At 35.7% G+C, this 18,227-nt stretch carries 14 protein-coding genes; 5 read left to right on the forward strand and 9 right to left on the reverse strand.

The window, feature by feature from the left end; translation table 11 throughout:
• Positions 1-303: 303 nt before the first annotated feature.
• The gene (locus QM481_RS21490) at positions 304-1,830 is read left to right on the forward strand and encodes an FG-GAP repeat domain-containing protein (RefSeq protein WP_283383272.1); all 1,527 of its coding nucleotides are present in this window, start codon (positions 304-306) and stop codon (positions 1,828-1,830) included.
• A gap of 101 nt (positions 1,831-1,931) precedes the next feature.
• On the opposite strand, the gene QM481_RS21495 is transcribed toward QM481_RS21490, so the two are convergent.
• From QM481_RS21495 to QM481_RS21505, 3 genes are all read right to left on the reverse strand, one after another.
• On the reverse strand, positions 1,932-2,330 hold the full coding sequence (locus QM481_RS21495) for a response regulator transcription factor (RefSeq protein WP_166551176.1): 399 nt from the start codon (positions 2,328-2,330) through the stop codon (positions 1,932-1,934).
• 181 nt (positions 2,331-2,511) lie between these two features.
• Positions 2,512-3,936 (reverse strand): metallophosphoesterase, encoded by a 1,425-nt coding sequence (locus QM481_RS21500; RefSeq protein WP_283383273.1) that lies wholly within the window; start codon positions 3,934-3,936, stop codon positions 2,512-2,514.
• A gap of 173 nt (positions 3,937-4,109) precedes the next feature.
• A complete protein-coding gene (locus QM481_RS21505) occupies positions 4,110-5,738 on the reverse strand; it encodes a carboxylesterase/lipase family protein (RefSeq protein WP_283383274.1) in 1,629 nt (542 codons plus the stop codon).
• A gap of 366 nt (positions 5,739-6,104) precedes the next feature.
• Between QM481_RS21505 and QM481_RS21510 the strand changes: the two genes are divergently transcribed.
• From QM481_RS21510 to QM481_RS21525, 4 genes are all read left to right on the forward strand, one after another.
• Entirely contained in the window at positions 6,105-7,388 is a 1,284-nt protein-coding gene (locus QM481_RS21510; RefSeq protein ID WP_166551173.1) for an MFS transporter, read from the forward strand.
• Positions 7,389-7,601: 213 nt separating this feature from the next.
• Positions 7,602-7,952, forward strand: a complete 351-nt coding sequence (locus tag QM481_RS21515) for a hypothetical protein (RefSeq protein ID WP_095168168.1) — start codon at positions 7,602-7,604, stop codon at positions 7,950-7,952.
• A 220-nt stretch (positions 7,953-8,172) separates the two neighbouring features.
• Positions 8,173-8,979 (forward strand): NIPSNAP family protein, encoded by an 807-nt coding sequence (locus QM481_RS21520; protein WP_283383275.1) that lies wholly within the window; start codon positions 8,173-8,175, stop codon positions 8,977-8,979.
• Between the two features lie 293 nt (positions 8,980-9,272).
• Positions 9,273-9,968, forward strand: coding sequence for a LexA family transcriptional regulator (locus QM481_RS21525; RefSeq protein WP_166551171.1), 696 nt, complete (start codon positions 9,273-9,275; stop codon positions 9,966-9,968).
• Between the two features lie 118 nt (positions 9,969-10,086).
• Here QM481_RS21525 and QM481_RS21530 read toward each other — a convergent pair whose 3' ends face one another.
• The 6 genes from QM481_RS21530 to QM481_RS21555 all read right to left on the reverse strand — a co-directional run bounded on the left by QM481_RS21530 (position 10,087) and on the right by QM481_RS21555 (position 18,224).
• Positions 10,087-10,491, reverse strand: coding sequence for a response regulator (locus QM481_RS21530; protein ID WP_283383276.1), 405 nt, complete (start codon positions 10,489-10,491; stop codon positions 10,087-10,089).
• 2 nt (positions 10,492-10,493) lie between these two features.
• A complete protein-coding gene (locus QM481_RS21535) occupies positions 10,494-13,487 on the reverse strand; it encodes a PAS domain S-box protein (protein ID WP_283383277.1) in 2,994 nt (997 codons plus the stop codon).
• Positions 13,488-13,643: 156 nt separating this feature from the next.
• A complete protein-coding gene (locus QM481_RS21540) occupies positions 13,644-14,669 on the reverse strand; it encodes a helix-turn-helix transcriptional regulator (RefSeq protein ID WP_283383278.1) in 1,026 nt (341 codons plus the stop codon).
• A 180-nt stretch (positions 14,670-14,849) separates the two neighbouring features.
• The gene (locus tag QM481_RS21545; RefSeq protein WP_166551167.1) at positions 14,850-15,938 is read right to left on the reverse strand and encodes an ATP-binding response regulator; all 1,089 of its coding nucleotides are present in this window, start codon (positions 15,936-15,938) and stop codon (positions 14,850-14,852) included.
• Complete coding sequence (locus tag QM481_RS21550) at positions 15,928-17,820, reverse strand: sensor histidine kinase (RefSeq protein WP_283383279.1); 1,893 nt, start codon at positions 17,818-17,820, stop codon at positions 15,928-15,930. The genes QM481_RS21545 and QM481_RS21550 overlap by 11 nt, the downstream gene beginning before the upstream one ends.
• On the reverse strand, positions 17,817-18,224 hold the full coding sequence (locus QM481_RS21555; RefSeq protein WP_166551165.1) for a response regulator: 408 nt from the start codon (positions 18,222-18,224) through the stop codon (positions 17,817-17,819). The genes QM481_RS21550 and QM481_RS21555 overlap by 4 nt, the downstream gene beginning before the upstream one ends.
• Between the last annotated feature and the right edge of the window lie 3 nt (positions 18,225-18,227).

Raw genomic sequence — 18,227 nt, forward strand, 5'->3', positions numbered from 1 at the left:
AAATTGTGAAAATTGAATGTACTGATCGCTGTAAACATGCTCCCATATTATGTTTTCAACCGCAAAATCAATGGCTGTCTGAAGTTACCGTATGGCAAGCTGATGCACTGTTTAAAAAGTTTATCTTAGAAAAAGAATAGAGCACCCGAAAGGTGCTTTTATTTTTTTACGGACTTATCGGCTATTTTGCCTGTGTGGTCGAGTAAATGAAAATAATCTTTTTTTGCCCTTCAAAATTTACATAATTGCTAGATTATTATCCAAAAATGATGTGTACACGCATCATATAATTAAATCTCAATAATGAATCGAGCAATAATATTAAGCTTATTAATTACCAATACCCTTCTGAGTATTTCGTGTGACTCAACCAAAGCGAAAAACCAAAAACTAACTCCTTCTGAGCTGACAGGTGAGCAGTTATCACAACAACATTGTGTGGCTTGTCACGCTTATCCTTCTCCTAATCTTGTCGAAAAAGAATGGTGGGCTAAAGGTATTTTACCTAAAATGGCCTTACGACTTGGCATGGGAAACAAAATGGGATACCTCACCAATATTAGTTATGAAGACATGATGGAGGTTTCAGTAGCAAATATTTATCCTGATGAACCAGCTATGGCGCCAGAGGATTGGAAGAAAATTGTGGACTTTTATGTTAAGAATGCTCCTGAAAAACCTATTCCGCAAGCTGCAAAAGTCAGAGCAACACGACTTTCGGGTTTGTTTGATGTACAGAAACTAGAAAATACCAATAACGAGCCTGCTTTAGTAACAATGGTGAAAATTTTACCCGATGAACAAGCCTTATATGTAGCGCATCGCGGTAGAAATCGTGTGGAAAAATGGGATAAAACACTTCAGAAAATCTCAGAAGTTCCAACCGAAAGTCCTGTTTCGGATGTTGTAAAAACACCTGTTAGTATGATGGCGCTTGGTATGGGAATCATGGATCCCAATGATCAAGCATTAGGAAAATTATGGAATATTTCAAAAAGCACACCTCAGACCTTAGTAGAAAAACTCCGTCGCCCTGTCGAAATATCAGTGGGAGATTTGGATGCTAATGGTACGCCTGATTATCTGATTTGTGAATTTGGTAACGATATAGGAAAGTTAACGTGGTATGATCAAAACTTTAAATTGAAGAAAGAAATATTGAGTTTTTCAGGTATTCGAAATGCCAGTATAACTGACATAACTGGCGATAAATTACCTGATATTGTGGTTTTGCAAACTCAAGGTGATGAGGGTATTTGGATACTCAAAAATCAAGGGAATGGAAATTTTGAACCACAGCGTGTCTTGCGTTTTCCTCCGATTTATGGTTCTAGTTTTATTCAAGTAGTTGACATCAACAAAGATGGTTATCAAGATATAGTTTACACCAACGGCGATAATGCCGACGCTTCTATCTCGCTAAAACGTTATCATGGTGTACATGTATATTTGAACGATGGAAAAATGAATTTTAAGCACCAATATTTCTATCCTATGCACGGAGCAGCTAAAGCTCTAAGTCAAGATTTTGACGGTGATGGAGATATGGATATTGCAGCTATCTCATTTTTTCCTGATAAAAAGCAAAATCCTGGAGAGGGTTTTTTATATTTTGAGAATACAGGAAAAGGCTTTACTCCGCATTTTATAGAAGGGATTTCTGATAAAAAATGGATGGTAATGGATTGTGGCGATTTGGATAAAGACGGAAATATAGAGCTTGTATTAGGAGCATTTAATATTCAAGATAGGGACGGAAAAGCCAAATCATCCTCAGGAAAAAGGGCTAGCGTTTATGTACTAAAATCAAAAAATAAAACTCATTTGTAGAGGCCACTTGGGGATTCTGCGGTTTTATTGCATTAAAATCATAAAGTAAGGATATATATTCAGAAAGCTAAATAGAATCCCACAAATGACCTCTTCAAAGGCTACTGAATATAGTTTGTACGTTGGCACAAACGCAATACAGCATTAATTCTAGCTTGAATTTCAAAAGGATTAAAAGGTTTTTCTATGTAATTGTCAGCACCCAAGTTCATACATTCAATGCGGTCTTTGCTTTCTGAACTTGCCGTTAACAATAGAATAGGTAGATTGGAAAAAAGATGACTCTGACGGAGCTTTCGTATTAACTCTTTTCCATTCAATAGAGGGAGGTTTAATTCAGTAATAAGAAAATCAATGTCAACACCAGAGTTCAAAAAATCAATGGCTTCGTAGCCGTTACTTTTCTGGATTATGTCAAATTCTTTTCCTATAAAATGGTCGAGGATAATTTTGGTAGAATCAGACTGATCTACAACAAGAAGTTTCTTTTTAAAATTCATCACAACAATGGTAGGTAAAGTTAAGGGCAAAGTAGTTAGTTATTCTTGTGATGCTTCTGTTGTTGCATTACAAGAATAACTATTTTATCGCAATAATCATACCTTAAGTGAAGAAAATTTTGTTTGTTTTTATTTTACGGTATAAAATCTACGAGATAATCATTTTAGAACGCTAATGCTATTAGTTTTTTAAGGTCAAATACAAGCTTTCAGGTCTTAAAGCATCATCATTCCAACGCTTAAGAGAGTCTTTGGTAAATAGTTCTTTTTCTAAAAATCTGAGCTCTAGATAATTATAAGTTTTATCTTCTTTAAGGTTTCCTACGGTATGTTCGACAATTGGAATCCACGTACCTGAATTAAAAAATGCTTTATTATCCAGAAATATTTGCATAGGATTGTGTGTATGTCCCATCGTGATGACTTCTAGATTTGGGTATTTCTTGAAAATATTAGGTGCTTCCTGCGAAAGATCATCAGGTTCTTTGAGATTGAAAACACCCACGAACTGTCCAATTATATAAGAGATAACTAAAGTACCTAGGTTTTTCAAAAAGCTTAAGTTGCTCCAGTCTCCTTTTAGATTGATGTTAGTAATATCTTTATACATTAAAAAAATGGTAAGCACCACAGGTATCATGATGATGCCAATAAAGGTCAGTGCCTGACCAAAAACATAAGAAAAGGCCTTTTTATCAACAAATTTTAATAATGCCAGTACCCTTTTGGTCAAAATTTCGATGGCCAATGGAAATCTCTCTTTTAATAGAATAGCGAGAATATTACTAGTTGGACGAATATTATCAAGAAAAGGATAGGCTATTTCAATGCGATTAAGCAAGTATCTGTTGACAAACGAGCCCAAAGGCAATCTTAATTGTCCGCTAAGTTTACCATCCAATGTTGGCGTTCCGACTACGTGAGAAAATTTATCATAACGATGCCCGTGTTCGATATAGAGTTTTTCGTTGATGATTACAGAGTCTTGTATAAAAGATATTTTGCCAATTATTGGCTTATTATGTTGGAGGGAAATATCATTTAATTTTACAGAAAAATAGGCTTGAACCTTTTCCCAGTGCCATTCCAAATCATGATTTCCCTTAAGGATTAGGAGTTCTTTGTTGGGACAGCTTAACCATTCTACAAGGGCAAGAAATACTTTTTCGTGACCTGCAAAAACTTTTTCTAACTTCCAAATAGATTTAAAATCATCAGTTTTAAATCCATATACTTTCTCGTCCTCTGTGAAGCTGTTTTTGAGCTCTTCAATAGTTTTGTGAATTTGGACTTTTTGCAATATTTTTTGCCATTCAACATAATCAAAGTGAAGGACTTCTGTTTCTGTAAAAATGACTCTCAAAAAGTCGATAAAGTCGCCATTAATCACCAAAAGAGCGGATTCTTCTTGGTATTTATGCAGATGAAATTGAATCCATCGCTGAAGCGCATCATCTGCAAAAAAGTTTTCAGTTCCTGTAATCATTCCAGAGGGTTCTTTTCCTCTGGCTATATGTAAATCGCTGATAATTAAGAGATGAGCAGCAGTTGTGTTGAGTGTCTCTACTTGATGTAGGTCGGTTAGCGAATTATTTTGGAGTGTCATGGCGTATAAATTTTCCTAAATTTCTTGAAAAAATAGGGTAAAAAAAAATTGGTTTCAGAAAACTCTGAAACCAATTTTTTTTTATCAACTATAAAGAAAATTTGCACTTATAATACACTTCTAATGGTGAGTATCTTCAAATAACGGATATACAATTAACCAATAACAGCCTGTTACTTACTGGAACTTATCTCTAGCAATTCTTTATCATGATGATTTCTCACTTCGACTTTATTGTCAAAAAACATCGTTGCTCCATTTTGTGAGGAATAAGCTGGCCAAGCTGGTAAGCCTTTGTGAGCTGGGTTGCCAGTTCGAGCAAAATTAATCCATGCTTGACTCATTTTGTCTTCTAGGATTTTTGCTTCTTTTCCACCACCAGTCATTTCTTGGCAACGGTCGATGTTATTGAAAACAAAACCCAATTCTATACAGTGAACCGCTTTGTACATACCATCATTTACAGGAGATTGCCATGTAAATAGGTAGGCATAAACAGGCGCTCCTCCAAAGTCTGCTTTTAAGTTAGCATGTTTGACCATCCCTGGTCTAAATGCTGCCAAATCAATATCGATATAGTCGGATGGTTTTGTGGTATTAGGATAGGCTTTTTCAACAGCCTTCAGATAAGCATCCGTTTTATCAGCGTAACGTTTTTTAAGAAAATCTACAGCTTGTTCTTTGCTAAAATCACGAATGGCTGGGTTCAGCAACGAAGCCATAAATTCATTTTTGGTGCACCCCAACATAAATGGAATATCTTTTGAAATCGCTAAACCAGCGGGGTCAACTTGTTGATAAGGCAAAAAGTCTCCGTCATGCACAGGCCCCCAGCCTAAGCCACCTCCTACAAAAGCTTTTCCGTCTTTTTTCATTTGGTCTTGAACTTTGGCTATCGCTTTTTTGCTTGCCTCATTCAATTTTTCATAAGGGATTTTTTGTAAAGAATCTACCTGATTTGGTTTCAAACCCAATACTTCTAACAAAGCTTCGCCTATTTTTTTACTATCTTCTTGTTCCAAAAAGCTCTGACGATAACTACCACTCTGATTGATAGCTTTATGAAACAAACCTTTTGCAGACGGAGCATACATCAACGTGGTAACTTTGGCACCACCTCCCGATTGACCGAAAATGGTAACGTTGTTTGGGTCACCACCAAAGTTGGCAATATTATTTTTGACCCACTCCAAAGCCATTACAGCATCCATCATTCCCACATTGGCTGATTTTTTGTATTTGTCACCAAAACTTGACAAGTCCAAAAAGCCAAGTACATTCAAACGGTGATTAATAGATACCACTACTACGTCTCCTTTTTTACTAAGATTTTCGCCTTCATAAGATGGTAGCTCAATAGCAGAACCTGCACTAAAGCCGCCTCCGTGTAACCAAACCATAACAGGGCGCTTTTTGCCATCATTGATACCTTGTGACCAAACATTAAGGGTTTGACAGTTTTCGTTGGTATAGCCCCAATTATGATTAAAGGCAAATTCGAGAGGATCAAATACTGTGGTTGTTGGGTCGGTCGGACAAACGGGTCCATAAGCTGTGGAACTACGTACATCTGTCCAAGCTTTTGGACGAATAGGAGGCATAAAGCGCTCGGATTGAGCATAAGGAATACCCTTGTACGTAAAAGTTCCATTGTGAATATAACCTCTTACTTTTCCTAGGTCTGTGCTTACAACGGCAATATTCTTACCTGCCACCAGCGGGTCTGTTTGGGAATATGAAAATGATGAGGTTGCTAGTGTGCTTACAGCCAGTAAGCCACCCAATAAAATGATTTTTTTCATTAGTTAATAAGTATAAGTGTAAGAAAATGGATAAAGCGAAGGCGCTCTTTACAAAAGATAACAAGTCGTACAGCAAAAATGCTTATATCTTGTTGCTAGCAACCTTTATGATTATCCATTTACTTACTTTTTTAGATAATTGGATAATAAGAAAATATCATTTGAGCAATTGTCTCAATGTGAGACTATAGATGCAAATGTGGTGAAAAATTTGGATTTAATACAAAAAAGTGTGAAAAAAATTATACATATCTAAGAAAGTTTGGGTAAATAATCATGATTGGCGTCTTTACTCATTAACTCTAATCATCAAAATGTTCGTTTGCGTACCGTTGTGGTTGAGCAATGAACCCTAAACTGTTTTTTATGAATTCTAAAATTCCTCAATATCGTTGGAGAATAGTCCTCTTACTTTTTTTTGCTACCACTATCAATTACCTTGACCGTCAAGTAATTGGATTATTGAAGCCAACCCTAGAAAAAGAATTTAACTGGACCGAGTCTGATTATAGTCAAGTAATTATGGCGTTTACGGCCGCTTATGCCACAGGTTTTTTGTTTTTTGGTAGAATCATCGATAAAATTGGGACAAAATTAGGTTACACAATTTCGGTTATTTGGTGGAGTATTGCGGCAGTTCTGCATGCTGCGGTAAGTTCAACCTTTGGACTAGCAAGTATGCGTATGCTTTTGGGCTTAGGTGAGTCTGGTAACTTTCCTGCTGCAATTAAAACGGTTGCTGAATGGTTTCCCAAAAAAGAGAGAGCTTTTGCTACAGGTATATTCAATTCAGGTGCAAATATTGGCGCGGTAGTAGCTCCAATTATGGTACCTTGGATTTTGGGAGCTTATGGCTGGCGTGAGGCGTTTATCATTACGGGTGGAGTAGGTTTTATTTGGTTGATTTTCTGGAAATTATATTACGAAACTCCCACCAAACACCCTAAATTAAGCCAAGAAGAATTAGAATTTATCAATAGCGATGCAGATGAGCAAGAAGTAGAAACGACAGAATCGGTGAAATGGATTAAACTTTTTGGGATTCGTCAAACCTGGGCTTTTGTATTTGGTAAAATGTTTACTGACCCCATTTGGTGGTTTTTCCTTTACTGGTTACCTTCTTATTTTGCAGAGCGTTTTCAACTAGATTTGAAAAAGCCAAGTATCGAGTTAATCGTAGTTTATACAGCTACGACGATAGGCAGTATTGGCGGGGGATACCTATCGGGTTACCTTATCAAGAAAGGTTGGACTGTATTTAAGGCGAGAAAAGCATCCATGTTGAGTTTCGCATTGGCGGTATTGCCTGTGTTTTTTGCACAATATTGTACTAATATCTGGCAGGCAGTTGGACTGATTGCTCTAGCAATGGCAGCACACCAAGCTTGGAGTGCGAATATCTTTACAACAGCTTCAGATATGTTTCCTCGCAAGGCGATTAGTTCAGTAGTTGGAATTGGTAGTATGGCAGGCTCTGTTGGTGGAATTCTGTTTCCTATCTTAGTAGGTTATTTGTTAGATACTTACAAAAAAGCAGGAGATATAAACATCGGTTACAATGTTATCTTCATCATTTGTTCTATGGCATATATTATTGCTTGGTTAGCCATGCACTTTTTTGCACCCAAAATGGAGAAAGTAAAATTATAGCTGAATGTGGGATTATTAGGTTTAATGCCGTAAATTGGCATCATATAATCCAGATTATCACCACATCTTAATTGTTATTGGACGGCTACTTTTCGAAGTAGCCGTTTTTTGTGATTTAGGCATGAAAATTTATTTAGACTTATTTTAAATAACTATTGCTTGTTATTCTTTCTCCTATTAACTTTGTAGTGTATTCAAAATAGAGGTTAGGTTATGGAATATCCAGCATTTCACGAATTATATCAGAATTCAAAAGGGAGTACTTGGCAATGCGATTTGACAAACAAAATTCATGTCCATTTTAATGGAATGGTCGCGAGTTTTAAAATTCATGATTTTCTAGCATTTCGCCGTAAAGTATCTTCAATAGATATTCATCAAATGATATTTAATTTGTCAGATGATTTTGATTATGAGTTAGTTGAGGCTCCTCAAGCTCAACTTTCATGGGAGCTAACGCTTTGTGAAATTGTTCAGTTGAGAGATTTGTTGGATGGAACAAAATTTGTTCTTTCCTTAAATAGTATGTTATACGAAGTGTTAGGAGAAGGGGCTTTAGCATAAATGCTGGTGAAAATTTAGGTGTATTTAATAAAAATTGCCTCTTGAAGAATTTATTCTTCAAGAGGCAATTTGCTTTTGGAAGCTATTTATCCTTAAACGATAAAACATGGTAGAATGACTATTTTTATTTTCTATTTTTGTTAGATGTATAAGTAAAAAACAATGATTTCTTGTTTTATCTATATATTCAAACATTATTCACTAATTATTTTAATAGAAAATGAAACATGTATTTCGTACCAAATTAGTGGCTGTATTGGCACTATTGGTTACAATTCTTACTTCTGTGGCTTCATGGGCAGCCGCTCCTAAAAGAGATTTTTATCAGTTAGTTATTTATCGTTTGAAAACAGCCGAGCAAGAATCAAGGCTCGACAATTACTTACAAAATGCTTATATGCCTGCATTGCACCGTGCTGGAATTGAGAAAGTTGGGGTTTTTAAGCCTATTATTGCACCAGATGCTGCTGAGCCAGCCGAAAAATTAGTGTATGTATTTATTCCTTTTAAGTCACAGGATGAATGGGCGAAATTGGAAGGTAAACTTTCTGCTGATAAAACCTATTTAGAGGATGGTAAAGACTATATTGACACTCCTTGGGACAAGCCAGTGTACACACGCATGGAGTCGATTTTGATGAGAGCATTTGTGGACCAGCCACATTTCCAAATGCCAGCGCTTTCTTCTCCGAAATCAGAAAGAGTGTATGAATTTAGAAGTTATGAAGGTCCAAGCGAGAAACTGTACGTCAACAAAGTAGATATGTTTAATGCTGGTGGAGAGGTTAAATTGTTTAAAAGATTGAACTTCAATGCAGTTTTTTACTCGGAAGTAATTTCAGGTGCAGCAATGCCGAACTTGATTTATATGACAACCTTTGAAAATAAAGCCGATAGAGATGCTCACTGGAAGGCATTTAGTGCTGATCCAGAATGGAAAACTTTATCAGCCATGCCAAAGTATCAGCACAATGTTTCAAAAAATGATACACGTTTCTTGAGACCAACGGATTATTCTGATATCTAGACAATTAAAATGATTTGAGAAAGGTGAGCAATCGATGCTCACCTTTTTTTATTATGGCTAATAAATCTATAATTTAACCTATACATTTGCTTTGAAATAAGCATGCTAATCTCTAAATTTACTTACCTACCTTTCTACAACAAGTCCGCACGCAATAAAATGCCTACAATTTTACACCGAATTAACGAATATTATCAAATAATGTGCGGAAAGATGACTAAATATGGTATTTTTGTATATTGTTTTTGCACAAATTATTCGCATTCACTTTAGGAATTAGATATATACACACAATGGATACTTTTTTTAGCCAAAACCTGCAATACCTACGCAAGCAGTTAGACGGAAAAATTTCGCAGGAAAAACTTGCTGAGGAAGTTGATTTAAAAAAATCTACACTCGGTTCTTATGAAAGTGGTCGCGCTGAACCACGTTATGCTGATTTGATTAAATTGGCTAGTTATTTTAATGTAAGTGTAGACGACATGCTTACAAAAGATTTAGCAACAAATCAACCAGCTAAACGCCAGGAAGATAAGCTGAGAATATTGGCAACTACCGTCAATAATGATAATGAAGAGAATATCGAGTTTGTTCCAATCAAAGCTGTAGCGGGTTATTCAAACGGCTATGGAGATATTGATTATATTAGTCGTTTGCCAATTTTTAATGTACCTTTTTTACCAAAAGATCGTAAGTATCGTGTATTTCCGATTCAAGGAGATTCGATGTTACCGTTGAGAGAGGGTTCATTAGTTTTTGCTGAGTATGTCGACAATTGGAGAACCATCAAGAATGGCACTATTTGTATTGTTGTTACAAAAGATGAAGGTGTTGTTTTGAAAAAGGTGTTCAATTATCTCAACGAAAAAAATGTGTTGATTCTTAAATCGACAAACGAAAGATATGCGCCTTATCCCGTAATGGAGGACGATATTCAAGAACTTTGGAAATTTGTAGGTTTCTTTACTGGAGAGTTTCCTCTGTAAACGTGAGTAATTTCATATTAGTAATATAGCATCAAAAAAGCGGTCGAAAATTGTTTTCGACCGCTTTTTTGATGATTACTTGTGGAATATTAATAACGAAATATTTCATCTTTCAATCTCAGTGAAGTTCTATTTCGGACTTTAATCTCAAAAGTGTTGTTGTATGGATGGGCTTGCTGATAAACTCCTTGACACAAGGTGCCGCTCGAGATTTTCGAATATCTTCGGGGTCGATGCTCGAGGAAAGAATGATAACTTTTGTTGCTGGAAAATATTTTTGAAACCTTGCTATAAAAACATCTAAGAATGCCCATCCACTCATTTGAGGCATGTTCAAATCAAGAAAAATTAACTCGGGAGCATCTATTGAAGGATTTTGTAGTAAGCCCTCATAGTATCGCACTGCCTCTGTCCCATCTGCCACGGTTTCAACGATAGATGTAAATTCACATTTCTTCATTGTCATCTTGAGAATCATCAAGGTGATGGGGTCGTCATCTACGCACAAAATCTTCTTAAACATATTTACTTCTTGAATAAAATTGAAAACTGAGTCCCTTTGTCTACCTCACTCTTTACTGAAATATTTCCACCAAGAGATTTTACTTGGGCTTGCACCATGTACAAACCTATACCTTTGCTATCTGGGTGGTTATGGAATCGCTGATAAAGACCAAAAACTTTATTTTTGTGGCGTTTGAGGTCAATCCCCAAACCATTATCTATAAATATTAACTCAATACCTTTCGAAGTATTTCTTGTTTTTACCCAAATTTCTAACGGTCTTTTGTTCGAACGATATTTCAGCGCATTTGAAAGTAGATTTAAAAGAATACTTTCTAAGTACGAAATATTAAAATTCACTAATGGAGCTTTGTCGAAATTGGTAGTGATAGATGTGCCAGCATCCTGAATGAGCTGCTGGGTCATCTGTGTTATTTTGTTCCAAACTGTCTCAAAAGCTATAACTTCCTGCTGAACATTTACATTTTCTTTGATTACTAAAATCTTTAATAAATCATTGATGGTGTCGTTGAGTTGATTGGTCGAAGTTTTGAAACCTTCCAATACCTTCAACGTCATAGGGTCTGTAATTGTAGAGGTATTCAACATCTTGAGCAAACCCAATAGATTGGATAATGGGGAACGAATATTGTGTGAAGTGATATACGAAAATTGACGTAAATCTTGGTTTATTTGAGTCAATTCTCGAATCAATAACTCCCTTTCTTCTTCGTTCTTTTTGCGCTCGGTAATATCTTTTTGAATGGAAATCCAATGCGTAAACCAGCCTGTTTCGTCTGCTAACGGAACAATAGAGATATTTACCCAAAAAGGTTCTTTATTCTTTTTATAATTGATCACTTCCACTTCGCATGGTTCCCATTTTTTTAGAGCAGCTCTAATCTTATTTAATTCATATCGATTACTAGCTGGCCCCTGAAGTATCCTGGGTGACTTTCCAATAATTTCATTAAGCTCATATCCTGTCATTTTGGTGAATGCCTCGTTGGCATAGATAATTCTAGGACCTGGCAGTTCGATAGGTTCTGCTTCAGTAATTAAAATGGCATCATTACTATTGGTAATAACTGATTTCCAAAGGTTTAACTGTTGCTCTTCTTCTTTTTCTTTGGTAATGTCGCGCATAGCTCCCACCATTCTGATAGGTTTACCATGATTATCAAAAACCATATATCCTTTGTCACTTACGTAAGCAATTTCGCCATTGGCTCGTATATAGCGATATTCACATTCCCATGTAGTTTGTTCAGGATTGGCTAGTGCTAATTGGATTTCATCTAAAACTCTTTCTTTATCTTCAGCATAAATATTTTTGCTCCAGTCCTGAAAATCTTTCATAGGACCGTATGGATATTTCCCAAAAATGAATTCGTAATTGTCTGACCAATAGGAATCTCCAGTAACGATGTCCCAATCCCAGATAATGTCCCTTGTTGCTTTTTTTGCTAGCTCAAAACGTTCATTACTTTTTCTGAGCGCTTGTTTGGCTTGTTTTTGTAAAGTTATATCCAAAAACGTACTATCAATACGCAGAGCATTACCAAGGGTGTCGAATACAATCTGTGTTTTGCTAAATAAATACTTGATTTTGCCAGAGGCTAGTATGATTCTAAATTCTTTTTCGATAGGCTTACTGCCATACAAAACGGATACTTCTAAGAGCTTGATTGACATTCTATCCTCAGGATGAACCATTCCGATAAAATCCTCATAATCAAACCTTTCTTTGTTTTCAGTTATTTCAAAAATCTTAAAAACTTCTTCTGACCAGAATACTTTTCCTGTTCTCAAATCATGCTCCCAATAGGCAAGATGCGCAATTTCTTGAGCAGCCTTCAAGCGATTATTTGTCTGGATAAGTTCTTTTTCTGCAAGTTTTCTGAGAGTGATATCATGTACAAGTACCAGTGATACCGTACGATTTTTGTATTCTATTTGATGTGCCGTAATATCGACGGTTATAGGATTGCCTGACTTGGTTTTGTGTACAGAAATACCTCTATAATTGGGAGGGTTTGTAGTGAAATCCCAACTGGTATTTTTATAACTCTCTAATTGTTCAGGAGCAATGATGTCGTATACGGTCATGCCAGTAAGCTCTTCTCGGCTATAACCATATTGTCGTAAAGTAGCATCGTTAACTTCTATAAATTCCTTGGTATAGAAATCGTTAATCCACATAGGTAATGGATTGTTATTGAAGAGATAAGAATAATTTTGTTCTGAAATTTTGAGTGCTTTTTCTTGAACCAAACTTTCAGAAATATCTTTTGCAATAGCGATGACGCTTTGTTGCTGATGGTTCCAAACGGCATTCCAAATCATAGGAAATACACTTCCATCTTTTTTACGAATATCTAAAACAACGTTCTGAATGGGTTGTCCTTGCGACAAAGATTCGAATGCCTCTTTGATTGAGCCTGCCGAAGATTCCGTTAAAAAAGATAGAATGTTTTTATGCTGAAACTCCTGAACGGCATACCCCCAAGATGTGCTTGCGGCTCGGTTAATCTTAAGAATATTGCCCGAAGCAGTGGTCAAACATAAAATATCATTTGATTGATTAAGAATCGGGTTAAAATCTGGAGAGATAATGGTGTTAATAACCTCTTGCTGTTGCGCCAACAGAGGATTCAACGAAATATAGACGAAGGTTTGTTCGGAGCTTTGTACTACACGAGCCTTTAGTCCATATAAGCTCGAAATATATTCATTTGAAAGAGTAGAAAGACTTTCGGATTCTTGTTGAAATACAAAATTGCTTAATAACTGTGGCAAAAGCTTCACGGATTCTAAGCAGCGATAATTTTCTACAAAAACCTGAGCTTGGTGATTTTGGTAAATATTTTCTTGGTTCTTATTATAAATAAGAATTGCTTCATTGGCAAAATCCAACGCCTGATAAATAGCAGGATTTTCCTGCTCTATCAATACGTTGTTTTTTGTAGTTGTATTTTCTGAAAGTTGAGATTCGGTATTAGTAAACGCTTCCATAGAAATTTGCTCTTTGTATGGGATTTTTAATTGGGGATTAGCCAACCAAAAACTGCCAATCATCGAGAAAAATGGTCAAAGATAATGGTGGATTCTCTTTTTTAAATTGTTGGTTCGAGGTGCCTAATGCTAAGCATTTGTGCATAAATGGATATTTTACTCTTCTTGACCTTCTTCGTAGTTCAAGCCCATAAATTGAAGAGGTGATTGCCCGAAGGTCTTTTTAAAAATTCTTGAAAAGCTAGATGGATAATTAAAACCAACCATATACGCCACTTCATTGATGGTGTATTTGCCAGACTGCAAGTACTTTCTTGCCTGAACTAACCGTTCGTTGAGGTGATAATTATAAACGCTATTGTTGAAAATAGCTTTGTACAACGTTTTGAATTTAGCAGTGCTCATGCCTACCGATTTGGATAATTCTTCTATTGAGGGGCAAGGCTTGGACAAATCTGCTAAAATAGCTTCATTGATTTCATGGATTTTTTGTATATCTCTTTTTTTAAAATTCTGGTTAGCTGGTATAAATATGCTTTTGTTAATTAACTTTTTGAAGAAAATTAAAGTCAAATCTAAGGCTGTTCGATAAAAAAGCAATTTGGTGTTTTGTTGATAAAGATCTTCATTGAGTAGTGTATCCACAATTCGGTGCAGATCTACGTCTATGTTATCGATCATAAAAACTGACTCATTACTGTGAATAATTTCACTGAGCCTTCCTGCTGGTTCTTCCTTTAAATCATGAATAATGTTTGTTTCTATCCAATGTTTTGAGAAAGTCAAAGAAAAACTAAAAATTGGGCGATTCGCTGGGAATACTCTTGTATTAGTTGCCGAAGACGAACTTAGTACCACACAATAAGGGTAATTATTGGGGGTAAGCTCAGCCGACTCTTTAGTATATAGGTAGTCATTACAAATACTTACATTCCACCGAGTATTTTCCTCGGAGGCTATTGGTTTGATATGTAAATCTTCGTTCAAATGTAATTGTAAAAGCTCAACTTCAAAGCCTTGTTCTATCTCGATAGAAAGTATTTGACCTTTTCCATGCGAATTTTCAAATTGATAAACATAGCGGTTTTGTTGGTCAATTTGAAGATATTCTGATAGTTCATTTAAAAAGGCTGATGGGTGATGGTTTTCAAAAACAATTGATGTGTTAAGTAATGATTTCATAATTTTAAGTTGCTCTCATTCTATCGTGACAATCAAAGTAAAAATTGCAAATAGAATATTCTTCACTAATATAAGAAAAATATCGTCCTTCATAATTGAAATAGTGAATAATTCGTATAAACGCAGAATATATTCAGCTACCATAGTCCCATAAAATCTTGTTTGGCTATTCAATTCTTCTTAAAAATTACTAACAGGTATTTTCAAGATAATCTCAAAAAGATTGTTTTGTGCCGATACTTCCATTTTGCCATGAACGGTTCGAACCCATTCTTGGATGATGTACAGTCCCAACCCTGTGCCATTCATATCTTTGGAATTATGGGCTTGAAAGAAAGGTTTTATATCTTCTGTGCAAACGGTGTAATTTCCGTTATAATGATTACGAATAATCATGAGTAAATGATTGTTCTCCAGTCGTGTATCGGTGTAAACTTTATGCGCTGGATTGGCGTATTGAATGATATTTTGGTACAGCTCGGTCAAGACAAACTCTAATAAAACTTCATCATAACCGTACAGAATATTGATATTAGACTTAAAGCTAAATTCAAATGGCATAGCTGAGCCCTTTTTGAGGACTGCATATATTTGTTGTTGTAACGATAGTATGTTTACTGTGCCACTGGTCGCATTTCTCCACGGATTGTTATTATTAGATAATTGATTGTACCATAGTAATTTACGAGTGGTTCTTAGAATTCTGTTGCCTGAAATACTAATTCCTTCCATTAAAGGTAAGGCTTCGTTTACTTGATTATTTTGTAGCATTTCGATGGCCATTTTACTCAAATTTACGATGCCATTCAAAGGTGTTAAATATTCATGACTTGAAATATGGTAAAAGACATCAACAGCATTTTTACGAATTTCTAAACCAACTGTTTCTTTTTTCTGACTGCTTAGTGCCAATCTTGCATGAATAGTGTCGACTAAATCTTTAGACATAAATGGTTTAGTCAAGAAGTCATCGGCACCAAGGTTCATGCCTTTTCGTTTATCCCAAAAATCGGCTCTAGCTGTTAGAAAAATAAATGGAAGATAGATAAACTCAGGAATAGCACGAATCCTTTTGAGGACCTCAAAACCATCTACTTCATCGAGCATAATATCACAAACCACTAAATCGGGCTTGAATGATTGAACCAACTCAACCCCTAATTGTCCTTTATGAGCAACTTCACACTCAAATTGATTGAGTTCTAAAATTGTTTTGGTGTTTTCGGCCAATAATAAATCATCTTCTATTAATACGATTTTAGGTATCATGATTTTTGAGTTCTAAAAGTACTGAGGTCCCTTGGTTTTGTTTGCTTCTAAAATGAATCGAGGCTTTATGGAAATCAACAAAATACTTGACCACCAGTAGTCCCAAACCAGTTCCTTTGATACCTTCAACGTTAGATGCACGAGCAAATGCTTTAAATAAATTGGGAAAATCTTTGTCGGGAATACCAATTCCAAAATCCTTTATTAGAATACTTACTTTAGATTTATGATAACTTATTCGAATGATAGGGGAGGCTTTGTTACTTGAGTATTTGAAGGCATTCTCAATGAGATTTTTGAGAATGTGTGTCATCATCAGCTTATCAAAAGATACGGGGTATTCTTGCCCTTTAAACTGCACATCGATTTTCCGTCCATCTTTATACGGTGAAAAATTAGTACTGTTGATCTGTTCAATAAATTCATTCATATTTTGAGGAGATGGCTTAAACTCCATTTTTCCTCCTTCTATTTTGCTGACCAACAAAAGCTCTTTCATCAACGATTCCATTCCTCTTACTTCATTAATAATTCGGGAAAGGTATAGTTGAAGTTGTGGTTTGGTAACTTTATCGGCGTCATTGAGCATTTCAAGAATTTCGGCACTCGATTGAATCACCGACATTGGTGTACGCATTTCGTGCGATACAATGTTGACAAATCCCGATTTTAGTTCATTAAGTCGACGCTCTTTATCGATGATTTTTTGTAGTTCGGCAACAGCATAATATTGGTCCGACACATCGCTCAAGAATACAGCATAGTTGATATTTCCAGCTTTTCCCTGCACATAAGGTGTAAAGGAATAGGAAAAATATTTAATCATTCCATATTTATCCTTCACCTGATACACTTTGGCAGTATGATGTGCATGCTGAGTTTGCTGATATTGTGCTATATCTTTTCTAATAATCGAGGTGTCCTCGATAGCAATAGCGTCTATTTCTTTGCCAATAATTTGGGAAGTAGGGATACCAAAAAAGGATTCATAGGCAGCATTGGCAAAAACTACTTGAAAATTGTTATCAATAACAATAACTACAACATCTAGTAAATCAGCTACTTTGGCGAATATAATATCCTTTTGACGAGCATATTCTTCTGTTTTTTTCAATGAAGTCACATCTATCCCATAGCCTACCACAAATTCAAGCTCACCATTTTCTTGAAAAATAGGCTGAAAACGACGCAGATTAAATTTGTGGTGTCCATCACGGTTAATACCTTCCTCCAAAAACTCATATACTTTTTTTGTGGAAACTGCTTGGTTGAAAGCTTCTCGACGTATATCGGCGAAGGAAATATTTTTACCTCGTTCTTTCGCAAATTCGTAATCATCTTTATTGATAAGCCACTCTCGTAAACTATCGTCTCGAACAGCAGTTTGATTCACAAATACGTATTGGTGTTTTTTGTTAAACACGGCAATATCTGCGGGTATATGATTCAAGATTTGTTCATAAAACTTTTTCAGATGAAGTATATGATACTCCATCGTGCGGGCCTCGGTGTAATCATAATATATCCAAACGTGCCCGTTGTGTACGCCCTCGTTGATAATGGGCAAGTAATCTCGAAGAAAAGAGCGACCGTCTGCTAGTTCTACTATTTCATGAGAAACAAACTCCTCAGCGGTTAAAATCTCTTCTATACGCACTAAAAATTGAGTAGGATTACTAAACATGGCAGCGCTTTGTGCTGCAGCAATTTTGCAATCAAATCCAATTAACTGCTCAGGTGCAAGAGGGATTTTGAATAGCTGGCAAAAATTCTGGTTGACAAACTCTAATCTACGCTCATAGTTTTCCATCAATACCGCAAATGGTATCTTGTTGAGTACAAAGTTAAGTTGTGAATAGAGTTTGTCGTTGTTGAGTATCATTGGTGGAACGATTCTATAGATTCTTCGATAGCATTTTTGATTTGATCTTTATCAATAGGCTTTGATAAAAATTGTACTATTTCAGCGTGGGGCAATCTTTCTAAAAATTGCGAATACGGAGATGCTGATATTACTACTACTTTTATATTGGTATGCTCAAATTCGCTTGGATATTCTTTTAAATACTCCAAAAAATCATAACCATCCATAATAGGCATATTGAGATCTAACAATACGACAATATGGTTATGAGTGGTTGCTTTGAGCCAGTTTATAGCATCTTCACCATTTTCACATTCGTGGTAAGTTTGCTCTAGTATTTCAAGCGTTTTACCTAATACAAAACGGTTGATAAAATCGTCATCAACAATCAAAATGATTGGCGGATCCAAAGTGGTTGTCATAAT

The organism is Flectobacillus rivi (genome assembly GCF_030056655.1).
In the GTDB taxonomy this organism is placed as follows: domain Bacteria; phylum Bacteroidota; class Bacteroidia; order Cytophagales; family Spirosomataceae; genus Flectobacillus; species Flectobacillus rivi.

Coding starts and splice junctions, on each gene's coding strand:
- QM481_RS21525 (WP_166551171.1), top strand. CDS start 9,273: ATGGATACTTTTTTTAGCCAAAACCTGCAATACCTACGCAAGCAGTTA.
- QM481_RS21505 (WP_283383274.1), bottom strand. CDS start 5,738: ATGAAAAAAATCATTTTATTGGGTGGCTTACTGGCTGTAAGCACACTA.
- QM481_RS21495 (WP_166551176.1), bottom strand. CDS start 2,330: ATGAATTTTAAAAAGAAACTTCTTGTTGTAGATCAGTCTGATTCTACC.
- QM481_RS21535 (WP_283383277.1), bottom strand. CDS start 13,487: ATGGAAGCGTTTACTAATACCGAATCTCAACTTTCAGAAAATACAACT.
- QM481_RS21510 (WP_166551173.1), top strand. CDS start 6,105: ATGAATTCTAAAATTCCTCAATATCGTTGGAGAATAGTCCTCTTACTT.
- QM481_RS21520 (WP_283383275.1), top strand. CDS start 8,173: ATGAAACATGTATTTCGTACCAAATTAGTGGCTGTATTGGCACTATTG.
- QM481_RS21540 (WP_283383278.1), bottom strand. CDS start 14,669: ATGAAATCATTACTTAACACATCAATTGTTTTTGAAAACCATCACCCA.
- QM481_RS21545 (WP_166551167.1), bottom strand. CDS start 15,938: ATGATACCTAAAATCGTATTAATAGAAGATGATTTATTATTGGCCGAA.
- QM481_RS21515 (WP_095168168.1), top strand. CDS start 7,602: ATGGAATATCCAGCATTTCACGAATTATATCAGAATTCAAAAGGGAGT.
- QM481_RS21550 (WP_283383279.1), bottom strand. CDS start 17,820: ATGATACTCAACAACGACAAACTCTATTCACAACTTAACTTTGTACTC.
- QM481_RS21530 (WP_283383276.1), bottom strand. CDS start 10,491: ATGTTTAAGAAGATTTTGTGCGTAGATGACGACCCCATCACCTTGATG.
- QM481_RS21490 (WP_283383272.1), top strand. CDS start 304: ATGAATCGAGCAATAATATTAAGCTTATTAATTACCAATACCCTTCTG.
- QM481_RS21500 (WP_283383273.1), bottom strand. CDS start 3,936: ATGACACTCCAAAATAATTCGCTAACCGACCTACATCAAGTAGAGACA.
- QM481_RS21555 (WP_166551165.1), bottom strand. CDS start 18,224: ATGACAACCACTTTGGATCCGCCAATCATTTTGATTGTTGATGACGAT.